Below are 16,191 nucleotides of genomic sequence, written 5' to 3' on the forward strand. Positions count from 1 at the left end.
GGACACGCCGGGATGACGCGCCTCGGCCGGGTGTTCCAACCCGAGGCCCCAATGAGCGGCGGAAGCCCCGCCTACATTGCAGCCCCGGTCTCCAATCCGAACGTGCATCCGCTAGTAACCACGGACACACCAGCCCTACGAGCAAGGACCTAGTTCCCCACTCGCGTAGCCGCCCGGTCTATGTCGCGAGTTCGGGCGCGAGCCCGAAGATTGGTACGAGGTCCGGATTCATGAACGCGGTGATGCGACTGATCCGGGTCCCGATCAGGGTCAGCACCTGGATGCCGTATGCCTCGTATTGGCCGTCGCCAGTGCGTTCGTAAATGACGAAGGCGGGTTGACCGTTGCCGCTCGTGGGGACCAGCCGCCACAGCTCCCTGCTCAGAACCCGGTTCGCGAGGAACCCGAGGACGGCGGGCCGGCCGGTGAACCAGGTCGGGATCGGCGGCATCTCCAGCTCGACGTCGGCGCGCAGCAGGTCCACCAGGGCGTCGGGGTCGGCGCGGGTGAACGCGTCGACGTAGTCGTCGAGGAGGGCCCGCCGGGCCGCCTCGTCCGGCTCCGCGAGGTCGTCCTGCACCGGTCCGGCCTCGGCCAGCCGAGCCCGGGCGCGGCGCAGGGCGCTGTCCACGGCCGCGGTCGTGGTGTCCAGCATTTCGGCGACCTCGTCGGTACGGAAGGCCAGCACGTCGCGCAACGTGAGTACGGCCCGTTGCCGGGCGGGCAGAAGCTGGAGCGCGGCGATGAAGGCAAGCCGCACTCCGGTCCGGCCGGCCACGATCGCCGCCGGGTCTCCGGCGGCGAACAGCGCGTCCGGTGCCGGCTGCAGCCACGCCACCGACGGCTCGCTTTCGGCCACAGCCACCCGGTGATCGTCCGAGGGTGGGCCGAGCCCCGACGGGAGCGGCCGCCGGGCGCGCTTCTCCAGCGCCGTCAGGCAGGCCATGGTGGCGATCTTGTACAGCCATCGCCGTACGGAGGAGCGGCCCTCGAACCGGCCGAACGCCCGCCACGCCCGCACGTACGTCTCCTGCACCAGGTCCTCGGCGTCATGGATCGAGCCGAGGATCCGGTAGCAGTGCGCGAGCAGCTCCGGCCGGAACGGCTCGGCCAGGGCGGCGAACTCGGCGTCCGACGGCATCGCGGATTCTCCCAGGGGTATGCTGCTGATCACGATAGGCAGGGGTCAGTCGAGCGGGCGCAGCCCGGCACCGGCGATCAGATAGGCCGGAGCGCTGTCGCGGTCGCCGGTGAGGTCCACAACCGTCTTAGCGACCTGCTCCGGGGTGAGGATCGGCTGCAGGCCACGGGTGAAGGTGTCCTGGTCAACGCCCTGACGGGCCGCATAGTTGGCGACCGCCTCCGCCCCGAGGCCGGTTGCCGGCGTCAGCTGCGGAAGCAGCGCGACGAAGCGGATGTCGAGCCCGGCCCTGTTCGACTCCTCGGCGGCGTAACCGCTGATGTACCGGATCGCGGCCTTGGCGCCGGCATACCCCCCGCTGAGCGGGGACCCGGCCACGACCGCCCCACTGGACATCGCGAGGACCACACTGCCGGGCGCTAGCGGCTCGAGCAGCGCCGCCCGGGTCCAGGTGAAGACGTGCCGGGTGTCGACGTGCCAGTTACCGCTGAAGGTCTCCCAGGTCTGCTCATGCACGGGCGCCATGTGCGGTCTGGCCCCGGCATTGAGGACGAGCAGGCCGGGGCGGTATTTGCGGATCACGCTCTGCGCGAGCGCCTCGTCGGTAGCGTCGGCGGCGACGGGGGTGAAGCCTTCTCCGAGTTCCTCACTTACGGCACGTAGTTCCCGCTCGTCGCGGGCGATGCCGACGACGCCGGTGCCCGTGGCGACGAGCGCGGCGGCGATCGCGCGCCCGAAGCCACGGCCGGCACCGGTCACGACGGCCATCTTGAAGGAATCGGACATCAGACGCTCCGAGTGTCGTGGTCGAGTTCAGTCGGTATCTAGACCAGCCGCTGATGGAGAATCCGTCGCCGCAACCCGCACCAGATGAGTGATGTGGGTCACAAAGACGCGGCCAGTTTGGATCCGACGCTCTCAGGGCGCCGCGGGTTCGGCCTTCCATGCGTGGGTGCAATATCCGTTGGAGTCACCCGCGTCCGCGGTGATCAGTAGCCGCCTCGCCTAAGGGCAGGTCGGCTGTTCTATGCCGTTCCACCAGCGGCGGATGGACTCGGTGGCGAACGCAGCGGTGGCGTGGTCGGCGCCGACGTTGCCCCAGCCGCTATCAGCGGTCAGGTCGTAGATGCCGTACGGGTGGCCTTGCCGAGTTGCGGGTCAGGGAATTCATGGGTGGCGACCGTGACCGCAACAGGTTGAAGAGCCCCATCGTGTGCTTCACCCGCGGTCAGGAACCGGGTGTTCTTGAGGACGTCTTGGGCGGAGGCCACGGCCGCTTCGTCGTCACGCGGCGGCGGGCGCCGATTCCGCAGTGGTCGTGAGTTGCATGGCGGTGCGACGGGTGATTCGGGGCGCCAGGGCACCCACTGCGAGAGCGGCGGCAGTGCCGGCGATCGCGCTGAACCACCACACCACCGCAGCGCCGGCCTTGGCGTAGACGATGGTCCCCACGGCCAAGGCGGTGAAGCGCGATATACCCCAGGTCCGTTGGAAACTGCCCTGGTAGCGGCCGCGGGCGTCCGCCGGGGCCAGACTCGCGCTTGAGTTCCGGCCGGATTGAAGACGTTCAGGTAGCCCGTCCGCAAGGCCGTCTCGGTGAGCATGTCCATCAAGGGCACGACGCCCCACCGGTCCCGGATCACCGCCTTCAACCGGCGCAGGTTCCGCGGCTCGGGAGCGACGTCCAGCGGCGTCAGCTGGATCGCGCCCGCATTCCTGCGTTCGGCGATCCTCAATCAGGTCAGGCTCTTGCCGCCGAGGGCGTCGTTCAGCGCCGACAGCCCGGCGTCCATCTCGGAGCGGAGCTGGGTCGACGAACACGCCGTCCGCCGCGCGATAGTCGCAGACTACCTCGTGCACAACGGACGGCCAGGCTCACCCGACGGTGACCACACCCTCATCGTTCACGCCTCCTGCCGGCGCGAGTACCACAATCGCCAGCACAGGAGACCAGCGCTTCGCCCTGAACCGCCCTCGCGGCTCGCTTGAGCTGCTTGCGGTGAAAGTCGCCCGAGCAGTTCTGAGGGGGACCGGCGGGGCAACCCGCCGGTCCTACCCGACTGACCCGGGAGGTGCTGGGGAGGGTGGCAAGCGGCCCCGACAAAGCCGGAACGTGTCAGATGGGGCGGGTCCGGCGAGCGAGACGGAGAGGTATACGCAAGGAACCGGTGTTTGAAGCCTCCTAAGGTGCCATCAGCTCGAACCTGGCGGATCTGGGCTATCGTCTGGAAGCGCAAGCGAGGACCGACCAACTGGCATGTCTTTACCTTCATCGCCGACAAACCGGTCGCGTCGTTGAAGCGGAAGATCAAGACACTGACCTAGACGTTGTCGCATCTCGATTACAAGATCGCGCTGATCCGGACCAACCAGATCCTGCGCAGCTGGGCCAACTACTTCAAACACGCGGTCGCCAAGCACACCATGGCCCGCCTGTACACCTTCGTCTGGTGGCGGATGGTCCGCTGGGTGATGCACCAGCACCGCATGACGTGGACGGCCATCCGGCGATGGCTCGGTACTGCGCAAGGACGCTGGAAGCCCATCACCCTGGATGGGATCACGCTGTTCGACCTGAACACGGTGCCGATCACTCGGTACCGCTACCGGGGCAACAGCGTCCCCTCTCCTTGGCCGGACGCCCTGACAGGCCCGATCCGAGCGGCATGATCTTGTGGAGAGCCCGGTGCGGGCAGATCCTAACCCGCTGCCCCGAGCTCGAAGCCGCCGCCGGACACGTCCGCGGCTTCGCCACGATGATGACCAACCGCCACGGTCACCTACTCGACCACTGGATCACCACGACCGCAGCCGGAGACTCACCCCACCTGGCCGCCTTCGCCACCGGTCTGCGCCGCGACCATGCCGCAGTCACCGCCGGCCTGGCCCTGCCCCACAGCAGCGGCACCGTCGAGGGCACCGTCAACAAAATCAAATTCCTGAAACGCCAGATGTTCGGCCGCGCCAACTTCGACCTCCTACGCGCCCGCGTACTCCACTACAACTGACCCGACACCACGCTCCGTCACCCGATCACCGAGATTGGGCCAGCGCCAGAAGAACCGGCGCTCTTCAAACTCGATCATCACCGGCCGTCCGCACGCCGCCAGATCCCGCAGAACGCGTACCGGCTGTGCACCCGAGCCGACGACACACCACACTCCGGACACGACTCCTCCTGTGTGGTGGTTCGCGCCGTGATCAGCACCGCGTCGCCGTGATCCTCGACGCCTTGGACGTGCAGGTCCTTGAGAGCTGGGAAGAGCAGGTGAACGCAGCAGGCTCCCTCGCCCGCCGTCGAATGCAGCACAATGACCCCACGGCCGCTCGTTGATGATCAGGTTCTCGACAGACCAGATCGTTACCGAGCGGCCGCTTCTATGAGCGGCCTGTTACGGAATCGCGGGGCGTGTCAGCAAGATCGTGTAAGTCCGTGATGTGCCAGGTTGGCGGGGGTCATCGCCCCCGTCGGCCGGACAGGAGATCACGTGACGGATGACGCGAACACCCCCGAGCAGGATGGGGTGGCCCCGGATCTGGTGGTCAAGGTCGCTGAGGAGCTGATGGCCTCCTCCGATGCCTCCGGCGCCCAGCTACTTGGCGAGGACGGGTTGTTGACCCAGGTCACCAAGGCGGTGCTGGAGCGGGCGCTGTCGGTGGAGATGACCGAGCACCTCGGCTAGTGCGCCACGAGGCGCTGGTTGACCTTGCAGCGGTGGGATTCCGCTGTCGGTGGCTCGTCGTAGCGGGCCGCTTGAAGCAGGAGGCAGCCTGATCTCGGAGACGCGGGTGAGGGTGGGAGCAGCCTTGACAAGGCCGGGACGTGCCAGGACTGCCAGATGGCTCGGGTCCGGTTTGCGAGATGGAACGGTGCACGTGAGGAACCGGTGTTGTAAAGCTTCTCAAGGTGATCACCAGGTCAAACCTGGCGGATATGGCCTGGGTTGGCGGTGCGTACCCGCTGCGTGTTGGCGTGGGTGGGGAACTCCTGGAGCCGGTCGTAGCCTTCCGGCCGGGAGGTTGCGGGGAAGGTCTACGGCGTACCCGCAGCGAGGCCGCAGGGGCAAAGCCGGGCACCTCCTCCATCGAGGGGTCGCCAGTGAACGTGGGAACGATTCGGCACTGCTCCGGTGTCCGGTCAGACAGGCCGGGGGGTGGGATAGGTGCGTCGTCGACCGAAGGTGCCGGGTCGGGCGGAGCCGTCGTAGTACTGCGAGGCCGGGAAAGCCGGTCACATGGGGAAGGACGGCAGCGAGTTCGTGCAGTAGAAGGACTGCAAGGCCAGGAGGTCGCCGGTGAATACCGGTGAACCGACCGATCCGGACCCGTATTGGGCGGAGCGGCGGGTACTGGGGATGCAGACGAAGCTGCACCGGTGGGCCGGCGAGGATCGTAATCGCCGGTTTGATGATTTGTTCAATCTGGTGACGGACCCGGATTTCCTGCTGATCGCGTGGGAACGGGTCCGCGGCAACACCGGGGCACGCACGGCCGGGATCGACGGGCGAACCGCCCGCGATATCGAGACCGATCCGGGCGTGTTGGCGTTCCTGGACGACTTGCGGGATCAACTACGGTCCCGCACGTTCCGGCCGGTGCCGGTCCGCGAACGGATGATCCCGAAATCGGGAGGGAAACTCCGGCGGCTCGGCATACCGACCATGGCGGACAGGGTCGTTCAGGCATCGCTGAAACTGGTCTTGGAACCCATTTTCGAACGCGACTTCCAGCCGTGTTCGTATGGGTTCCGGCCGAACCGGCGGGCGCACGATGCTCTGGCGGAGATTCACCACTTCGGCAGCCGCAAATATCACTGGGTGCTGGAGGGGGACATCGAAGCGTGCTTCGACACCATCGACCACGCGGCCCTCATGGACCGGGTGCGGCGCAGGATCGGAGACAAACGCGTGCTCGCGCTGGTGAAGGCGTTCTGCAAAGCCGGGATCCTCACCGAACTCGGCGAACGTCAGGAGACCAGGACCGGTACTCCCCAAGGAGGCATCCTGTCGCCGTTGCTGGCCAACATCGCCTTGTCCGTGCTGGACGACTACTTCGTCGGCGTGTGGCGGGCGAGCATGAAGGACGGCAACGCACGGTTCCGGCGTCGGCAGAAGGGACTGGCGAACTGGCGGCTGATCCGCTACGCGGACGATTGGGTCGTGATGGTCGCTGGAACCCGTAACGACGCCGAACAACTGCGGCAAGACATTGCCGATCTCTTGGCTCCGATGGGGCTACGGCTCTCGGAGGAAAAGACCAAGGTAGTCCACCTCGGGGAAGGGTTCGATTTCTTGGGCTATCACATCCGGTGGCGTCGCAAGAGGGGAACCAGCCAACGCCACGTCTACACCTACCCGTCGAAGAAGGCTCTGAGGAGCATCAAGACGAAGGTGCGGACGTTGACATGCCAGAAAGCCCATCCTGACCTTAAGGCCCTGCTCCTCCGGGTGAACTCGGTGGTGCGGGGCTGGTGTCACTACTTCAAGTACGGCAGTTCCAGCGGAACCTTCGGCTATCTCAACCACTATCTGTGGTGGCGAGTCGCTCGGTGGCTCCGTAAACGGCACGGCCGCTTGTCGTGGAAACAGATACGACGCAAGGTATTCACCGACGGATACCGGATCGTCGCGGAAGGGATCGAATTGTTCAACCCGGCAATGGTCGCCACCGTGCACCAACGCTGGCGGGGATACAACATCCCGACACCCTGGTCAGAACGAACAGCGTCCCCAGCGGCATGAACGCGTGGAGAGCCGGATGCGGTGAAAGCCGCACGTCCGGTTCGGGCGGGCGGTCTGGGGAAACGGACCGGTGGCAACACCGGCACCGCGCCCCAGGCCGACCCCACTGACAAGCACGACCCGGCCGGCAACAGCAGCGGGAACTCCCGGAACGGAACCTCGGGCAAGAAGGTCCTGACCGGTATCGGCGCCGTCGAGGTCGACGTGCCGCGAGACCGCAACGGGGACTTCACCCCGAAGATCGTGCCCAAGGGCGCCCGCAGGTTGTCGGGATTCAACGAACAGGTCCTGTCGCTATACGCACGCGGGATGAGCGTGCGTGACATCCGCTCCCACCTGGCCAAACTCTACGGAGTCGAGGTCAGCCCCGACCTGATCTCCAAGGTCACCGACGCGGTCACCGAGGAGATCACCACCTGGCAGAACCGGCCGCTGGAGGCGGTCTGGCCGGTCATCTACATCGACGCGCTATGGATCAAGATCAGAGACGGCCAGGTCGTCAACCGGCCGGTCTATGTCGCGGTCGGCGTCGACCTGGACGGGGCCAAGCACATCCTGGGGCTGTGGATCGGCAAGGACCCCGGCGAGGGCTCCCGCCAATGGCTCACCGTCTTGGGTGAGTTGAAGGCCCGCGGCATCGACGATGTGTGCATCTTGTGCTGCGACGGGCTCACCGGCCTGCCTGAGGCGGTCAACGCCGTCTGGCCTCGGGCGACTGTCCAGACGTGTGTCATCCATCGTGGCCGCCAAGAATCAACATGCTGGTTTTCCGGGGCCGGGATGCTCTGGGGGTGTGTTGGTCGAGGCGAGGAGGTCGGCGGCCGAGGTGTAGCGGTGGTCGGCGGGGGTGATGGCGGGGTGGTGGCTGTCGAGGATGGGCAGGACGTCTTTGATCGCGTTCCAGAGGGTGCTATTGGAGATGTCGAACAGTTCGGCGAGGGTGTTGAGGGTGCAGATTCGGCGTTGGTAGAGGATGGTGGCGAGGATCCGGTCGGCGTCGGTGATCTTCTGGCGGAAGACTCCGCCGCGGGTGCCGGGGCGTCGGTTTCCGCCGCGTTGGCGGTGGCGGCGCTGTTCGATCGCGGCGGCGTAGGGCACGATCAGTTTCTCGAGCAGGGTGTCCAGCGCGTCGCGGCTCATGCCGGTCAGACGTGGGTCGGTCAAGGCGTGGCGGGTCGGGTGCGCCGGGGGGTGCGCGGCAGGGTCGGTGCCGGTGGCCCAGGCGCGTAGGTCGTCTGCTCGGGTGAAGTAGCGGACGACTGTCGGGGTGATGCTGATCTTCTTCTCGTCCAGGAGCTGGCGGGTGGCTTTGATCGCCTGGCCGATCGTGACCGGGTTGATCCCGAGCAGGTCACACAGAACCTTCTGCGGGCAGAGCTGCCGCAGGTAGATGACGGTGATCAGGACCTCGTCGGAGTTCGAGAGCAGGGCTCGGCTGCGGCCGGTGGTGGCGACGCGTCGGCCGCCGCGCAGTACGTAGCGGTGTTGCTCGGCCCGGGCCTGCTGGGCCGGGGCGAGCCGTGAGCGCAGCGCGTGGAGTTCGTCGCTGCTCATGCCGGTCAGGCGGGGGTCGGCGAGCATCGCGAGGGTTTGGGCGCGGGCCGTGGCTCGCTGGTCTGCGCGCGGTGGGGCGGCGGTGCCGCCTGCCGGGGCGATGCTGTAGTTCCAGGCTCCGTGTTCGGGATGCGCGGTGATCGGCAGGGCCTGGAGTTGGTCGCGGCTGACTGCGATCCCGGTCGGGTAGGAGCCCGGGTCGAGGACGGCTTCGACCTTCAGGCCGGTCGAGGTGGTGGTCGCCGCGATCGTGCCCAGGACGACCTGATGGCTGGTCAACGGCCGTCCGCGCCAGTTCATGGTGATGTGGGAGAACAGCCGGTGCTCGATCTTGTTCCATTTCGAGGTGCCCGGCGGGAAATGGCAGACCGTGACCGTCAACCCGCTCTCGGCGGCGAACGCGGCCAGCTCGGCCTTCCAGAGCCGGTAGCGGTAGCTGTTCGACCCACCCGCGTCCGCGGTGATCAACAGACGGGAAGCGTCCGGGTAGTCCAAGCGTCCGCGTGCCTGCCACCAGCGGCGGATCGAGGCGACCGCGAACGCCGCGGTGTCGTGGTCGACCCCGACGTTCACCCAGCCGGTGTTGGAGGCCATGTCGTAGATCCCGTAGGGGACCACGGTCTCGACGTTCGGGCCGGCCCAGAAGCTGTGGTCCTCGACCTGCACCGGCCGGCCACGTGGCTGCCATTCCCGCCCGTTCATGGGCAACAGCCCGAGCTGCTCCTTCTTCTTCGCGTCCACGCTGATCACCGGCTCGCCCGCCGCTTGATGCTCCTTGACCTGCGCGTTTATATAGCGGAACTGTGCGTCTCGATCAGGATGCTGATCGCCTTCCAAAACCTTGGCGGTGCCCTGCAGGCTGAACCCGCTCTCCTTCAGCAGCCGGCCCACCGTCGGCGCGGCCACCCGATGCCCCCGGCGCGTGAGTTCGGCGGCCAGATGCCGCAGCGACTTCGTCGTCCACCGCAGCGGCGATTCGGGATCTCCGCGCTCGTCCGGCTCGACCAGTGCCATCAGCGACGGCAGCAGAAGCGGATCGACGGCCTCGGCCCGTAACCGGCCCCCGCCCGTCCGCCGGACTCGCCCATCGGGCAGCGGATCAGCCCCGGATTCGAGTTCGAACACGCCCTTGCGGACGGTGGTCTCGCTGACCCCGGCCACCCGCGCGACCAGCCGAACACCCCCATGCCCCAGCAGCCGGGCCTCGGTCGCCAATGCCAGACGCCGCTGACGCTCGTTCAGATGCGGCAACAACACCGCGAACCGCGCCACAAGCTGATCGCGGACCTCGCCCGGGATGGCCATACCGGCTCATCGAACCGGAAACCGAGAAGCACCGTGTTGTTTCCTTACAAGTCCATCTGATCCGGGCCTCGCTCCGGCTGGCCTCCAAGAAGGACCACTCCAAGCTGGTCCCGGCGCTGCGGGCGATCTACACCGCCCCGACCGAACAGGCCGCCGCCCAGGCACTCGAGGACCTGGCCGCCGGCGATCTGGGCCGGCGGTATCCGGCGATCGAACGGTCTTGGCGGGCGGCCTGGAGCGAGTTCACCCCGTATCTGGCGTTCCCACCGGAGATCAGGAAGGTGATCTACAGCACGAACATGATCGAGTCCATCAACGCCCGGCTGCGCAAAGTCACCCGCAACCGGGGCCATTTCCCGACCGAGCAGGCCGCCCTCAAAGTGCTCTACCTCGCGGTGACCGAGCTGATCGAGCCGAAGACCCGCGACCGCAACCATGTCGCGCCACACTGGAAGACGGCGTTGAACGCCTTCGCGTTGTACTTCGAAGACCGCCTCACCATTCAGTAGAACCAGGACTTACACAAGATCGCGGACACGCCCGAATCGCGATCAAGGAAGCGTCGGGTCAGACTCCCTGGACTCACACCGGGTCAACAAGGCACCGAGAGTGGGCCCGATCGGGTGAGGATTCGTCAGCGGGCAGCCGGCTGACTGTTGGTGGTGGGGCGGTCCTGACGTTGTGGCGTGGGTGTGGGGGTGTGTTTGACGGTCAAGATCGTGGCGATGGCGAAGGCTCCGGCGACGAGAGGGACGGCGAGGGGGCCGGAGAATCCGAGGGCGAGTCCGCCGACGGCGCCCGCCGTCGCGACGCCGAGGAATTGGGCGGAGAAGTGCAGGCCGAGGGCCAGCGAGCGCTGGTCGGGGGCGAGGGTGGCCAGGCGGGTCTGCTGGCTGATGCCACCAGACCACCAGGCCGCCCCGAAGACGAGCATGATCGGGAACGCGACGACGGTGCCGGCCGCAGTGTGCGCATGCAGGCCGGTCAGTACGGCGATGAGGGCGATCATCACGGTCACGATGAGCAGGGCGACCCGCAGCACCGGGGCCAGTGCGCCTCGGGCGAGGACGTGTCCGATCACGCGGCCGCCGATGAGTCCGCCGGCGCCGAAGACGACCATCAGGATGGCGACGCCGGTGCTGTCCGCCCCGGTCGCGGTCCCCATGACCGGCGACAAGTAGGTGTAGACGGTGTAGGAGGCCAGGAACAGTCCGAACGTGGTCGCGAGCGCCCACCGGATCGGCCGGTGCCCCAGCAGCGCGAGCCGGCCGCCGGTCCGAGCTGAGGACACCGGCACCTCGGGCAGGAACGCCCCCACCAGAAGCGCGCTGAGGATCGCCAGGCCGGTGACGAACAGGAACGAGGTCCGCCAGCCGAACGCGGACCCGATCACGGTGCCGATGGGCGCGCCCGCGGTCAACGCCAGCGCGTTGCCGGTGGCGGTGACCGAAATCGCCCGCGGCAGCAGTCCGGGAGGGGTGAGCGCGGCGGCCGCGGCGGCGGCCGGCGCGAGGAACAGGGCCGCACCGCCGGCGGCGAGGATCCGCGCGATGATCAGCACGGCGATGTCCGGCGCCAGCGCGGCGAGCAGGTTCGCCGCCGCGAAGAACACGGCGGCGCCGATCAGCAGCCGCTTCGGTGGGACATCGTGGAAAAGCCTGATCAATGGGGGTCCGCCCAGGGCGTACGCCACGGCGAAGATGGTGACCAACTGGCCGCACATGGCGACGGAGGTGTGCATGTCGCGGGCCACGGCGGGTAGCACTCCCGCGATCACATAGCCCTCCGTGCCAACGGTGAAGGTACCCAGCGCGAGGAGGTAGATCCGAGGATTCAGCATGGACATAGATCTAACGGTACAACGATTCTTGAACCTTTGGAGTAGCCTGAAGGCATGCGTGATGCTTTTCATGCCGATCCGGCGGATGTGACCCTGGCGTCCGCGATGAACGGGCTCAGCGACCCACTGCGCCTGCAGATCGTGGCCCTCCTGGCCCGCAATGGTGAGACCGAGTGCTCGGTGATTTATCGCGCGCTGGGGATCAGCAAGTCCAACGCGTCCCACCATTTCCGGATCCTGCGCGAGTGCGCGCTGCTCCGCCGCACCCACCATGGGCAGCAACAGAGTGCCCGACTGCGCACGGACGAGTTCGAGGCCCGGTTCCCCGGCCTGCTCGGCGCCGTGCTCGACAACATCGAGTACGACCAAGGCCGTTGAACACCACCGGTTGATGCTCAGATGCTGGGACGTAAGGCGAGTGGATCAGGTGGGCCAGCCGGTGGGATGTGTACGCCTGCCCACACCTATCGAACACCGCCTCCCTGCTGCTGCCGGTCTCCAAACCTGACCAACCTGTTGGCGTTTGGGCTCACACCGAGTCACCAACATCACCGAGATTGGGCCAGAGCCAAAAACGCTCATCGTATGCGCCAACTGCCACGACACCATCCACGGACGGCACTCCACCGGGACAACCACGCAGTAATCACCGGAGAGCCCGTTGCTCGGAACGGGCACGGCGGGTTCGGGAGGGGGCCGTCCGGAAAAGGACCAGAACACTGGCACCTCGCTGGACGGCCTACCTCGCTGGTCCTGGTACTCGGTGAGAACCTTGCGCAGATGCGCGGAATTGACTATGAGGATCCGGTCGAGGCTCTCGCGGCGTACGGTGCCCACCCAGCGTTCCATGATCGCATTCATACGCGGCGCCCGAGCAGCGGTGCGCACGATCCTTATGCCCTCGCCGCGGAACACCCCATCGAACAACGCGGTGAACTTGCTGTCCCGATCGCGAATCACAAACTTGAAGGCCCCTGCCCGCTCCCCCAGGTCCATCAACAAGTTCCTGGCCTGCTGGGCGGCCCAGCCGGCGGTCGGATTCGCGGTGACGCCCAAAACATGCACACGGCGGGTGGCGTGTTCGACGACCGCGAAGCAGTACAGCCAGGCGAGGCTGATCGTATCGACGTGAAGGAAATCACCGGCCAAGATCCCCTCGGCCCGGTGCGGAGGCCAGCGGCTGGTCGTCAACGACGCCGTGCGGATCGATGATGACGGCAAGATCCACCTGACGGGGTGAAGGCGATCGAGGAGCCGCCGTCCCTGGTCGACCTGCGCAAGCGCACGGCGGCGATCCTGCCGCGGGTGGATCTGCCCGAGGTCATCTTGGAGGTGATGTCGTGGGAGCCGGGCATCGCCGCTGCGTTCACCGCCGCCTCCGCCGGCCGCAGCCGCCTCGAAGACCTGGATGTCTCGATCGCCGCGTGCATGGCAGCGCACGCGATGAACGTCGGTTACCGGCCGATCGCGAAGAAGGGCGTGCCGGCGCTGGAGTGGGCGCGGCTGTCGCACGTGTTCCAGAACTACTTCCGGCCCGAGACCATCGGCCCGGCCAACGCCCCGATGGTCACCCGGCAGACCACGCTCGCCCTCGCCCGGGCGTGGGGTGGCGGGATGGTCGCCGCGGTGGACGGGATGCGGTTCGTGGTGCCGGTCCCGGCGTTGTTCGCCCGCCCCAATCGTAAGTTCTTCGGCCCTACACGCGGGATGACCTGGCTGAACGCGATGAACGACCAGGGTATGGGCCGGGGCGCCAAGGTCGTGTCCGGCACAGTCCGCGACTCCCTGCACATGGTGGATGTCATCTTCGGCCTGGACGGCGGGGAACTTCCAGAGATCGTGGTGTCCGACACCGGCTCCTACTCCGACCAACGCTGAAGCCGACTACGGGCCGCTGAACACCTTCGCCCGCGGCAAGATCGACCTGGCCCGCATCCGCAAGCACTGGCCCGACAGCCTGCGCGTGGTGGCCTCGATCTACACCGGCACGGTGCGGGCGTACGACGTGGTGACCATGCTGCAGCGCGACGGGCACCCCACCGCGCTGGGTGAGGCCTTGGCCGTCTACGGGCGGATCTTCAAGTCCCTGCACATCCTGGCCTACATCGACGTTGATGAGGCCTATCGCCGCGACATCAAGCACATCCGCAACCTGCAAGAAGGCCGCCACGATCTGGCGCGCCGGATCTGCCACGGCAAGAAGGGCGAGCTGTTCCACCACTATGAGCGCGGCCTGGAAAACCAGCTCGGCGTGCTCGGCCTGGTCCTCAACTGCGTCGTGCTGTGGAACACCGTCTAGCTGAATGCCGCGATCGAGCAGCTGAAGGCCCAGGGTTACCCGGTCCGCGAGGACGACGCCGCCCGGCTCTCACCGTTCGTACGCAAGCATCTGAACGTCCACGGAACCTACTCTTTCGCCCTACCAGAGCTGGCATCCGGCGCCATCCGCGAACTACGCGACCCCGATGCCCCCGACGATGAGGACGAAGGCTGATACGGCGACGCCAGGGCCAGGAGTCGGTGCTGAGGCCCTGGTAAGACGCACGGCAGGGGAACGGGCAGGCGCCCGTCGGTAAGGAAGCTGTTGTCAGCCGCCATCTGAGGCGTTTCTGCAGGTGGACGGCATCAGGAACGTGTCGGGGCTTGGAGTGATTCGGAACTAGATCCGGCGTTAACGAGGTTGCCGCAGGTCAGCCCTCTTAGATCCGGTCACGCCTGACCGCCGTTGACTCGGATGGTCTGGCCGGTGATCCATCCCGCGCCGGGTTGGCAGAGCAGCCCGACTGCGCCGGCCACGTCGGTGGGAGTCCCGAGGCGGCCGAGCGGTGACATCTTTCGAAGCCGGTCGATCAGCTCGGCGGTCTTGCCGTGGCGGAACGCTGCGGTGTCGATGGGGCCGGGTGCAACGACGTTGACGGTGATTCCGCGCCCTCCCAGTTCGTGGGCCAGCGTGCGGGACACCACCTCTACGGCGGCCTTGGTCGCGGAGTACAGGCCGTAACCAGGGAGGGTCAGCGCGGTGGCCGACGAGGACAGCGTGATGACGCGGCCGCCGTCGGCCAGGCGCGGCGCGGCCTGTCGGCAGGCCAGGAACACGCCGCGAAGGTTCACCGCGACGGCGCGCTCGAAATCCTCGTCGGTGAGGGCGGTAAGCGGACCGAAAACCCCCACTCCCGCGTTGTTGACGAGGATGTCCAGCCGTCCGAACTCGGCCCATGCGGTGTCGAAGAGCCGGTGAACCGCCGCAGGATCGGCGATGTCCGCGGCGATCACCAGACTCTTGCCATCCGCCGCGGCGACCGCCTCCGCTGTCACCTCCGCCGCCGCTCGGTCGGCCTGGTCGCGGTGGTTCACAACGACTGCCGCGCCCATGGCAGCGAGGTGCGCGGCGATGGCGGCGCCGATCTCGCCGCCACCGCCGGTCACCAGCGCGACACGTCCCTGCAGGTGCCGCACGATGGACATCACCGGCTCCGCGCGTCCTCGGGGTCGGTGGGGTAGTCGGTGTAGCCCTCGGCCCCACCGCCGTAGAAGGTGGTGGGATCGGGTTCGGCCAGTGGCCTTCCGGCACGGATTCGGGCGGCCAGATCGGGATTGGCCACATAGGGACGGGCGAAGGAGATCAGATCCGCGCGGCCGGCCTGGAGCGCGGCGGCCGCCGACTCGCCGGAATATCCGCCGCCGAGAACGAGGGTCCGCTGGAACGTCTGCCGGGCCTGGGCGGCGAATGCCGGGTCGTAGCCGCCGGGCGCGCCGACGGCGGCCTGGTCTGCAAGGGTCACGAACGCGACATCGCGATCATTCAGCTCATCCAGCAGCCGCAGATACAGCTCGGGCCAATTGGCCGGCGGCACGATGCCGTTGATCACACCACCAGGCGTCAGCTTCACCCCCAGCGGGAACCCTGGCACGGCCGCACCGATCGCTTCGACCACCTCCAGCAGGAACACCGACCCCCGGCCATACCGATCGGAACGCGTGTTGGCGGCGCTGAGGAACTGCTCGACTAGGAACCCGTTGCCGCCCTGGATCTCAACCCCGTCCAGGCCCGCCCGCCGGGCATTGCGGGCCGCCGCCACGAAGTCCCCGACGGTCTCCTCGACCTCCCTGGTGGTCAGCGCGCGCGGCGTGCTGGCGGCAACCATGCCGGGGGTACCGTCGTCGGTCAACGCGAAGACCTCGGCCTTGGCGGCAGCGTCGGTGATCCCGGGCGGCGAGGCCTGGCCCGGCTGCAGCGAGGTGTGCGATACCCGCCCGCAGTGAATCAACTGCGCGACGATACGCCCGCCCGCCTCGTGCACCGCCGCACTCACCCGCTGCCACCCGGCCACCTGCTCACCGGTGTAAAGCCCCTCCGTCCACAGGTATCCGGTGGCTTCCGGGGAGACGTTCACCGAGCCCGTCACGATCAGCCCCGCCGTGGCGCGCTGCGCGTAATACTGCGCGGTGAGCGCCGTGGGAACGCCCGACTCGGGCGCACGGCTGCGGGTCATCGCGGACATGACGATGCGGTTGGGCAACTCCAGCGTGCCGACCTTGGCCGGTGTGAACAGCGACATGGACTCTCCTCCTAATTACGAACCTAACCGGATCGTATCATTTCATGCGCG

General features: G+C 67.3%; 15 protein-coding genes and 3 pseudogenes. 8 read left to right on the forward strand and 10 right to left on the reverse strand.

Translation table 11 applies throughout. The features are described 5' to 3' along the window. Positions 1-178 precede the first annotated feature (178 nt). From ACYVF7_RS32850 to ACYVF7_RS32865, 4 genes and pseudogenes are all read right to left on the reverse strand, one after another. Positions 179-1,141, reverse strand: coding sequence for a sigma-70 family RNA polymerase sigma factor (locus tag ACYVF7_RS32850; RefSeq protein ID WP_460348365.1), 963 nt, complete (start codon positions 1,139-1,141; stop codon positions 179-181). A 45-nt stretch (positions 1,142-1,186) separates the two neighbouring features. Then, complete coding sequence (locus tag ACYVF7_RS32855) at positions 1,187-1,927, reverse strand: SDR family oxidoreductase (RefSeq protein WP_460348367.1); 741 nt, start codon at positions 1,925-1,927, stop codon at positions 1,187-1,189. Positions 1,928-2,068: 141 nt separating this feature from the next. Then, positions 2,069-2,346 (reverse strand): annotated as a pseudogene (locus ACYVF7_RS32860) (ISAzo13-like element transposase-related protein); the annotation flags it as partial. Between the two features lie 79 nt (positions 2,347-2,425). Further along, on the reverse strand, positions 2,426-2,593 hold the full coding sequence (locus ACYVF7_RS32865) for a hypothetical protein (RefSeq protein ID WP_460348369.1): 168 nt from the start codon (positions 2,591-2,593) through the stop codon (positions 2,426-2,428). 876 nt (positions 2,594-3,469) lie between these two features. Here ACYVF7_RS32865 and ACYVF7_RS32870 point away from each other — a divergent pair. Both ACYVF7_RS32870 and ACYVF7_RS32875 read left to right on the forward strand, forming a co-directional pair. Then, complete coding sequence (locus tag ACYVF7_RS32870) at positions 3,470-3,811, forward strand: group II intron maturase-specific domain-containing protein (RefSeq protein ID WP_460348371.1); 342 nt, start codon at positions 3,470-3,472, stop codon at positions 3,809-3,811. Positions 3,812-3,900: 89 nt separating this feature from the next. Beyond that, the gene (locus ACYVF7_RS32875) at positions 3,901-4,149 is read left to right on the forward strand and encodes a transposase (protein WP_460358238.1); all 249 of its coding nucleotides are present in this window, start codon (positions 3,901-3,903) and stop codon (positions 4,147-4,149) included. A 77-nt stretch (positions 4,150-4,226) separates the two neighbouring features. Here ACYVF7_RS32875 and ACYVF7_RS32880 read toward each other — a convergent pair whose 3' ends face one another. Continuing rightward, the gene (locus ACYVF7_RS32880) at positions 4,227-4,451 is read right to left on the reverse strand and encodes a hypothetical protein (protein WP_460348373.1); all 225 of its coding nucleotides are present in this window, start codon (positions 4,449-4,451) and stop codon (positions 4,227-4,229) included. Between the two features lie 178 nt (positions 4,452-4,629). Between ACYVF7_RS32880 and ACYVF7_RS32885 the strand changes: the two genes are divergently transcribed. The 3 genes and pseudogenes from ACYVF7_RS32885 to ACYVF7_RS32895 form a co-directional block, all read left to right on the forward strand. Then, entirely contained in the window at positions 4,630-4,824 is a 195-nt protein-coding gene (locus ACYVF7_RS32885) for a hypothetical protein (RefSeq protein ID WP_460348375.1), read from the forward strand. A 612-nt stretch (positions 4,825-5,436) separates the two neighbouring features. Then, positions 5,437-6,882, forward strand: a complete 1,446-nt coding sequence (ltrA, locus tag ACYVF7_RS32890; RefSeq protein WP_460347952.1) for a group II intron reverse transcriptase/maturase — start codon at positions 5,437-5,439, stop codon at positions 6,880-6,882. A gap of 21 nt (positions 6,883-6,903) precedes the next feature. Further along, positions 6,904-7,569, forward strand: a pseudogene (locus tag ACYVF7_RS32895) (IS256 family transposase); the annotation flags it as partial. A 66-nt stretch (positions 7,570-7,635) separates the two neighbouring features. Here the strand turns inward: ACYVF7_RS32895 and ACYVF7_RS32900 are convergent. Then, positions 7,636-9,741, reverse strand: coding sequence for an ISAzo13 family transposase (locus tag ACYVF7_RS32900; RefSeq protein ID WP_460348377.1), 2,106 nt, complete (start codon positions 9,739-9,741; stop codon positions 7,636-7,638). Between ACYVF7_RS32900 and ACYVF7_RS32905 the strand changes: the two genes are divergently transcribed. Then, positions 9,651-10,250, forward strand: coding sequence for a transposase (locus ACYVF7_RS32905; protein ID WP_460348379.1), 600 nt, complete (start codon positions 9,651-9,653; stop codon positions 10,248-10,250). The two genes, ACYVF7_RS32900 and ACYVF7_RS32905, sit on opposite strands and share 91 nt — an antisense overlap. A 125-nt stretch (positions 10,251-10,375) precedes the next feature. Here the strand turns inward: ACYVF7_RS32905 and ACYVF7_RS32910 are convergent, their stop codons facing one another. Then, positions 10,376-11,587, reverse strand: a complete 1,212-nt coding sequence (locus tag ACYVF7_RS32910) for an MFS transporter (protein WP_460348381.1) — start codon at positions 11,585-11,587, stop codon at positions 10,376-10,378. Between the two features lie 48 nt (positions 11,588-11,635). Between ACYVF7_RS32910 and ACYVF7_RS32915 the strand changes: the two genes are divergently transcribed. After that, entirely contained in the window at positions 11,636-11,959 is a 324-nt protein-coding gene (locus ACYVF7_RS32915) for an ArsR/SmtB family transcription factor (RefSeq protein WP_460348383.1), read from the forward strand. Positions 11,960-12,004: 45 nt separating this feature from the next. On the opposite strand, the gene ACYVF7_RS32920 is transcribed toward ACYVF7_RS32915, so the two are convergent. Then, positions 12,005-12,730 (reverse strand): hypothetical protein, encoded by a 726-nt coding sequence (locus ACYVF7_RS32920; protein ID WP_460348386.1) that lies wholly within the window; start codon positions 12,728-12,730, stop codon positions 12,005-12,007. Positions 12,731-12,916: 186 nt separating this feature from the next. Between ACYVF7_RS32920 and ACYVF7_RS32925 the strand changes: the two are divergent. Then, positions 12,917-14,075 (forward strand): annotated as a pseudogene (locus ACYVF7_RS32925) (Tn3 family transposase). Between the two features lie 215 nt (positions 14,076-14,290). On the opposite strand, the gene ACYVF7_RS32930 reads toward ACYVF7_RS32925, so the two are convergent. Further along, positions 14,291-15,046 (reverse strand): SDR family oxidoreductase, encoded by a 756-nt coding sequence (locus tag ACYVF7_RS32930; RefSeq protein ID WP_460348388.1) that lies wholly within the window; start codon positions 15,044-15,046, stop codon positions 14,291-14,293. Then, the gene (locus ACYVF7_RS32935) at positions 15,046-16,140 is read right to left on the reverse strand and encodes an oxidoreductase (protein ID WP_460348390.1); all 1,095 of its coding nucleotides are present in this window, start codon (positions 16,138-16,140) and stop codon (positions 15,046-15,048) included. The genes ACYVF7_RS32930 and ACYVF7_RS32935 overlap by 1 nt, the downstream gene beginning before the upstream one ends. Between the last annotated feature and the right edge of the window lie 51 nt (positions 16,141-16,191).

Source organism: Actinoallomurus acanthiterrae (genome assembly GCF_054775715.1).